The sequence below is a fragment of the Streptomyces sp. CRN 30 genome, assembly GCF_034105845.1.
In genome coordinates this window covers 1-5,800 of sequence record NZ_JAVRHI010000083.1, presented here as the reverse complement: position 1 = coordinate 5,800, position 5,800 = coordinate 1, and the positions used below count along the sequence as shown (strand labels likewise).

The window sequence follows — 5,800 nt, the reverse complement described above, 5'->3', positions numbered from 1 at the left end:
TCTTCGCGCTGCTCGCCCTGATGGTGGCCGGGCTCCGCGCGGCGGCGGTGTGGACGCCCGGCGCGTCCTGGCGCGCGCTGCTCGCGCCCGCCGCCCGCCGCACCCTCCGTGACCCGGCGGGCTCCTTCCTGATCGTCTGCGGACCGGTGGTCGTGGCCGGTTCCGCGCTGTTCGTCGCGCCGCTGGCGGTCCCGGTCCTCGGGGCCGTCGCGGCGGCGGCCGTCGCGGTGGAGGAGCGGTACGCCCGCCGCTGACCCCTCGCACGAGGTGCGGCGCCCACGGGCGCCGTACCCCTCTCCGTCATGCCTGTCATGTTCTTGACATGTGGATGACACGCAGACCATGTGAACGCCTCTCTCCACGCACCCGCAAGGGAAGGAAGCCCATGTCCCCCATCCCCCGCAGATCCCTGCTCAAGGCCGCCGCCGTCGCCGGGGCCGCCGCCCAGTTCAGCTGGGCGCTGGGCGCGCGCGACGCCCAGGCCGCCCCCGCCGCGGCCACCGCCGACGACGCCCCCGTCACCCTCGACTGGCTGGAGGACGGCGGCCTCGGCGCCGCCCCCGGCTCCACCGTCGGCGTCCCCTGGCCCAAGGGCCTGTACCAGGAGGACCAGGACTTCGCCATCACCGACGCCGACGGCGCGGCCGTCCCCGTACAGACCTGGCCGCTCGCCTACTGGCCCGACGGCTCCCTGAAGTGGACCGCGCACGCCGTCGGCTCCGGCTCCGGCTCCGGCAAGCTCACCCTGGCCACCGGCGCCCCCGCCGCCCCCGAGAAGAAGGTCACCGTCGTCCGGCGCGGCGGTACGGTCGACATATCGACCGGAGTCGTCACCGCGCGCCTCGGCACCTCCGGCGCCACCCTCGTCAAGAGCGTCACCCGCGGCTCCACCGAGATCGCCAAGAACGGCCGACTGGTCCTGCTGCGCCAGCCCGAGATCGAGGACGGCGACCAGGGCACGGTCAAGTACGAACGCTTCGAGGGCGCGATCTCCGAAGTGAAGGTCGAGCAGGAGGGCCCGGTCCGCGCGGTCGTCCGCGTCGACGGCAAGCACCGCAAGGGCGGCAGGAGCTGGCTGCCGTTCTCGATCCGCTTCTACTTCTACGCGGGCGCCGACTCCTTCCGCATGGTGCACACCGTCACCTTCGACGGCACCCAGGAACCCGGCAAGGCGAGCGGCGACTTCATCCGCGGCCTCGGCGTCCGCTTCACCGTCCCGATGCGCGACGCCTCCTACGACCGGCACATCCGCATCGGCGGCGAGGGCACCGGCCTGCTCCGCGAGGCCGTCAAGGGCATCACCGGCCTGCGCCGCGACCCGGGCGCCGCCGTCCAGGCCGCCCAGTACGCGGGGGAGAAGCTGCCCGACCCCGCCACCTGGGACCAGCGCGTCACCACCCGCCTCCCGTACATCCCCGAGTGGGGCGACTACACCCTCTCCCAGCTCTCCGCCGACGGCTTCACCCTGCGCAAGCGCACCAAGAAGGGCCACGGCTGGATCGGCGCCGGCGGCGGACGGCGGGCCTCCGGCTTCGCCTACGTCGGCGGCGCGAGCGGCGGCCTCTCCTTCGGCCTGCGCGACTTCTGGGAGAAGCACCCCGCCCAGCTCGACATCCGCGACGCCCAGACCGACGAGGCCGAGGTCACCCTCTGGCTCTGGTCACCCGAGGCCCAGCCCATGGACCTGCGCTTCTACCACGACGGCATGGGCCAGGACACCTACGCCGAGCAGACCGAGGGCCTCAACATCACCTACGAGGACTACGAGCCGGAGTTCGGCACCCCCTACGGCATCGCCCGCACCTCCGAGCTGCTGTTCTGGGCCAACGCCACCACCCCTAGCGCCGAGACCCTCGCCGAACAGGTCGAGGCCGTACGCGTCCTGCCCCAGCTCGCCGCCCCGCCCAAGCAGCTCATCAAGGCCAAGGTGTTCGGCCCCGGCCTGTTCTCCGAACCGGACCGCTCCACCCCCGCCAAGGCGAAGATCGAGGACCACCTCGACTTCCTCTTCACCTACTACAAGGACCAGGTGGAACAGCGCCGCTGGTACGGCTTCTGGGACTACGGCGACGTCATGCACTCCTACGACACCGTCCGCCACCAGTGGCGCTACGACGTCGGCGGCTACGCCTGGGACAACTCCGAACTCTCGCCCGACCTCTGGCTCTGGTACGCCTACCTGCGCTCCGGCCGCGCCGACATCTTCCGCTTCGCCGAGGCCATGACCCGGCACACCGGCGAGGTCGACGTCTACCACCTCGGCCAGTGGGCCGGCCTCGGCACCCGGCACGGCGTCCAGCACTACGCCGACAGCGCCAAGCAGCAGCGCATCGCCAACACCACCTACCGGCGCTACTACTACTTCCTCACCGCCGACGAACGCGTCGGCGACCTCATGCACGCCAACGTCGACTCCGACGAGACCTTCCTCGTCCTCGACCCCATCCGCAAGATCCGCACCGAGCCCTACACACCCGACCGCAACGCCCTCTCCATCGGCTTCGGCACCGACTGGAGCGGCCTGGTGTCGGCCTGGCTCACCGAGTGGGAACGCAAGGGCCCCAAGTGGGAGAAGGCCAAGGCCCGCGTGGTCTCCACCATGGAGACCATCGGCGCCCAGCCCAACGGGTTCGTCCAGGGCAGCGGCCTGTACGACCTGGACACGGGGAAGTTCGCGATCGCCGCCGACCCCGTCGTCTCCGTCTCCCACCTCTCCGCCGTCTTCGGCCTGAACGAACTCTGCGCCGAACTGATCGACCTCGTCGACATCCCCGCCTTCGACGAGGCGTACTACGACTACTGCCGCTACTTCAACGCCTCCAAGACCGAACAGGCCGCCAAGTACGGCACCAACTTCGGCTCCCTTCTGCTCTTCCAGGGCCACTCCCGCCTCGACGCCTACGCCGCCGTGCGGACCGGCGACGAAGCGCTCGCCACGCGCGCGTGGCAGAAGTTCTACGACTCCGACGGCTACAAGGAGTCCGCTCCCTGGACGACGGAGAAGCTGACCGGACCGCTCACCCTGGTCCCCGGCGCCGAGGCGAGCTGGATCTCCACCAACGACACCGCCCTGTACGGCCTCGCCGCCATCGAGAACCTCGCGCTGCTGGGGGACCGCATGCCGTAGCCCTCACAGGCGGGCGCGGGCACACTGCCCCTGTGGACCTCAACCACTACCGCTTCCGCAGCCTGTGGGCGCTGCCCGCGCCCGTCCCGGCCGTGTACCGCGCCCTGGAACGCATCGAGGACTATCCCCGCTGGTGGCCGCAGGTCCGCGAGGTCACCCGCACCGACGACACCAGCGGGACCGTCCGCATCCGCTCGCTCCTGCCCTACGACCTCGTCCAGACCATGCGCCAACGCCGCCGCGACGAGGCGGCGGGCGTCCTGGAGGTCGCGCTCGACGGCGACATCGCGGGCTGGGCCCGCTGGACCGTCGTCCCGCTCGGCACCGGCGCCCTCGCCCGCTACGACCAGGAGGTCGACGTACGCAAGCCGCTGCTGCGGCGGCTCGCCGTGCCCGGACGGCCGCTCTTCCGCGTCAACCACCGGCTGATGATGCGGGCCGGACGGCGCGGACTGGCCGCCCACCTGGAGACGGTTTGAAGGAAGCGTCCCGGGACCTGTATTGTTCACTGCGTTCCCGGGCGATTAGCTCAGTGGGAGAGCGCTTCGTTCACACCGAAGAGGTCACTGGTTCGAACCCAGTATCGCCCACGATCGCGAGAGCGACGTGTGTCCACAGAAAGCGTGGACACACGTCGCTCTCGTCGTTTCTGCGCGGCTTCGCCGCGCGTGGCGGGGGCTCCGCCACCCGCACCCCCGACCGGCGTCGTCCGGGGCCGGAACAGGTCAGGCCGCCGCCGGCATGTCCGGGCGCAGGGGCCACGCCGGGTCCACCGCCTCCTCCGAACCACTGGCCGCGAACCACGCCTGCAGACCCCGGGCCTGCGCCGCGTGCCACACCGCCTGAAGCGTGTGCAGCTCCGCCGCGGACAGCCGCTCCAGCCGTCCCGGGAAACGACGCCCCACCGCCCGTACGACCTCCAGCGCCGCCTGCGCGTCGGCCGCCGCGTCATGGGCGCCGTCCAGCGGAACGCCGTAGTGCGCGCAGAGGTCGGTGAGGGTGCGCCGGCCCTTGCGGTAGCGGTCCAGGTGCTTGTCCAGCACCCGCGGATCGAGGACGTGCAGCGGCATCCGCTCCAGCCAGCGGCCCAGCGACGACGCCCGGTGCCGCCGCAGCTCACGGTCGAGCATCGTCAGATCGAACGGCGCGTTCATCACCACCAGCGGCCGCCCGGCCCGCGCCTGCTCCGCCAGCGCCTCCGCTATCTCGTACATCACCGGCGACGGCCAGCGGCCGTTGCGCTGCAAGTGCTCCTCCGTCAGCCCGTGCACCGCCGTCGCCGCCTCCGGCACCGGCACACCCGGATTCACCAGCCAGCGGCTGATCCGCGGCCGGATGCCCGGGGCGTCCTGGACGACGACCGCGGCCGACACGATCCGGTCGGTCTCGACGTCGACGCCCGTCGTCTCCGTGTCGAACGCGGCCAGGGGCCCTTCGTACCAGCAGGCCATATCACCACAACCCCTCGGTCACCATCGGCAGTTGACGTTCCGTCCGCTGCCCGATTCGGTGATACCCGGGCTGTTTGCGCCGTACGCCGGAAGGACACAACAGGAGTACGGGTCCTCGCAGTTCAGCGACGTGTGACGAGGACGCACCGGTTCTGGAAGGCTGTTCGGTCATGGCCGTAGCGCAGCCCGAGCGGGGCGGGCTGCTGCCCGAGCGCACGGCCGTCGTCCGCGGGTCACTCGCCACCACCGCGTGCATGGAGACGCTGCAGGTCGGCTACCTCCACGCCGTCGCCGCGGCGGCCGGCTGCTCCCTCTCCCAGCCCTTCCCCGACAACGGCATCGACTGGCACGTCAGCCACAGCGCCCCCGGACACACCGTCGACGACGAGGTCACCATCAAGGTGCAGCTCAAGGCGACGTACCAGATCCCGCCGAACCCGCCCGGCCGCACCTTCTCCTTCACGCTCGACAACGCGCACCTGACGAAGCTCGCCCGCACCCCCGTCTCGGTGCACAAGATCCTCGTCGTGATGCTCGTACCGCGCTCCCAGGACGACTGGCTGCGCGCCGGCCACGACCGCCTCGACCTCCGGCACTGCTGCTACTGGATCAACCTGGCCGGACACCCGGTCACCGGCCGGCACCGCACCACCGTGCGGGTGCCGACCGCACGCATCTTCGACGACCGGGCGCTGTGCGAGATCATGACGCGGGTCGGGACGGGAGGGACACCGTGACGGACCGGCCCGGCGACCGGCCCCTGCGGCCGGTCCCCGCCCACCCCGACGGCCCGGAGCCGGACTTCCCCGTGCCCGCGCCCGGCGACGTCGACCCGGCCGTCCTCGCCGCCCTGCTGCGCCGCCACGGCTGGCAACGGCGCGGCGGCGCCCCCGGCCGCTACGGCCGCTGGACCCCGCCCGGCCCCGGCGACGGCACCAGCCTGCTCGTCCCCGTCGGCCGCGCCTTCCCCGACAGCGACGACCTGCTCGCCGAGGCGCTCCAGGCGCTCACCCGCTCCACCACCCCCGCCGCCCGCGAGGTGCTGTTCTGCCTCGCCGTGCCCAGCGACGAGATCCGCTTCTCGCGCGACGTGCCGACCGGACCCGGCGAGGCCACCACGTGGACCGCCGAGGAGCGGCTGCGCACCGCCGCCCGCCGGACACTGCTCGCCGGCGCGCTCGCCGTCCAGGCCCGCTCCGGCTACCACGGCGCCCGGCACCGC

4 protein-coding genes, 1 tRNA gene and 2 pseudogenes are annotated in these 5,800 nt (G+C 72.2%); 6 read left to right on the top strand and 1 reads right to left on the bottom strand.

All coding sequences use genetic code 11. From position 1 onward, the window contains the following. The 4 genes and pseudogenes from UW392_RS07905 to UW392_RS07890 form a co-directional block, all read left to right on the top strand. Positions 1-254, top strand: a pseudogene (locus UW392_RS07905) (hypothetical protein); the annotation flags it as partial. A 131-nt stretch (positions 255-385) separates the two neighbouring features. Then, positions 386-3,127, top strand: a complete 2,742-nt coding sequence (locus UW392_RS07900; RefSeq protein ID WP_320774162.1) for a Tat pathway signal sequence domain protein — start codon at positions 386-388, stop codon at positions 3,125-3,127. Positions 3,128-3,159: 32 nt separating this feature from the next. Further along, the gene (locus tag UW392_RS07895) at positions 3,160-3,606 is read left to right on the top strand and encodes an SRPBCC family protein (protein WP_320774161.1); all 447 of its coding nucleotides are present in this window, start codon (positions 3,160-3,162) and stop codon (positions 3,604-3,606) included. Between the two features lie 39 nt (positions 3,607-3,645). Next, a tRNA-Val gene (locus tag UW392_RS07890) sits at positions 3,646-3,717 on the top strand. A gap of 135 nt (positions 3,718-3,852) precedes the next feature. On the opposite strand, the gene UW392_RS07885 is transcribed toward UW392_RS07890, so the two are convergent. Next, positions 3,853-4,578, bottom strand: coding sequence for a 3'-5' exonuclease (locus tag UW392_RS07885; RefSeq protein WP_320774160.1), 726 nt, complete (start codon positions 4,576-4,578; stop codon positions 3,853-3,855). 170 nt (positions 4,579-4,748) lie between these two features. Between UW392_RS07885 and UW392_RS07880 the strand changes: the two genes are divergently transcribed. Both UW392_RS07880 and UW392_RS07875 read left to right on the top strand, forming a co-directional pair. Then, positions 4,749-5,315 carry a DUF4365 domain-containing protein gene (locus UW392_RS07880; RefSeq protein ID WP_320774159.1) on the top strand — a complete coding sequence of 189 codons (567 nt, stop codon included), beginning with the start codon at positions 4,749-4,751 and terminating at the stop codon, positions 5,313-5,315. Beyond that, a pseudogene (locus UW392_RS07875) lies at positions 5,312-5,800 on the top strand (hypothetical protein); the annotation flags it as partial. The gene UW392_RS07880 and the pseudogene UW392_RS07875, both read left to right, overlap by 4 nt.

Bases quoted from the DNA above. Each gene is read 5' to 3' on its own strand.
- UW392_RS07900 (WP_320774162.1), top strand. From the start codon at position 386: ATGTCCCCCATCCCCCGCAGATCCCTGCTCAAGGCCGCCGCCGTCGCC.
- UW392_RS07885 (WP_320774160.1), bottom strand. From the start codon at position 4,578: ATGGCCTGCTGGTACGAAGGGCCCCTGGCCGCGTTCGACACGGAGACG.
- UW392_RS07880 (WP_320774159.1), top strand. From the start codon at position 4,749: ATGGCCGTAGCGCAGCCCGAGCGGGGCGGGCTGCTGCCCGAGCGCACG.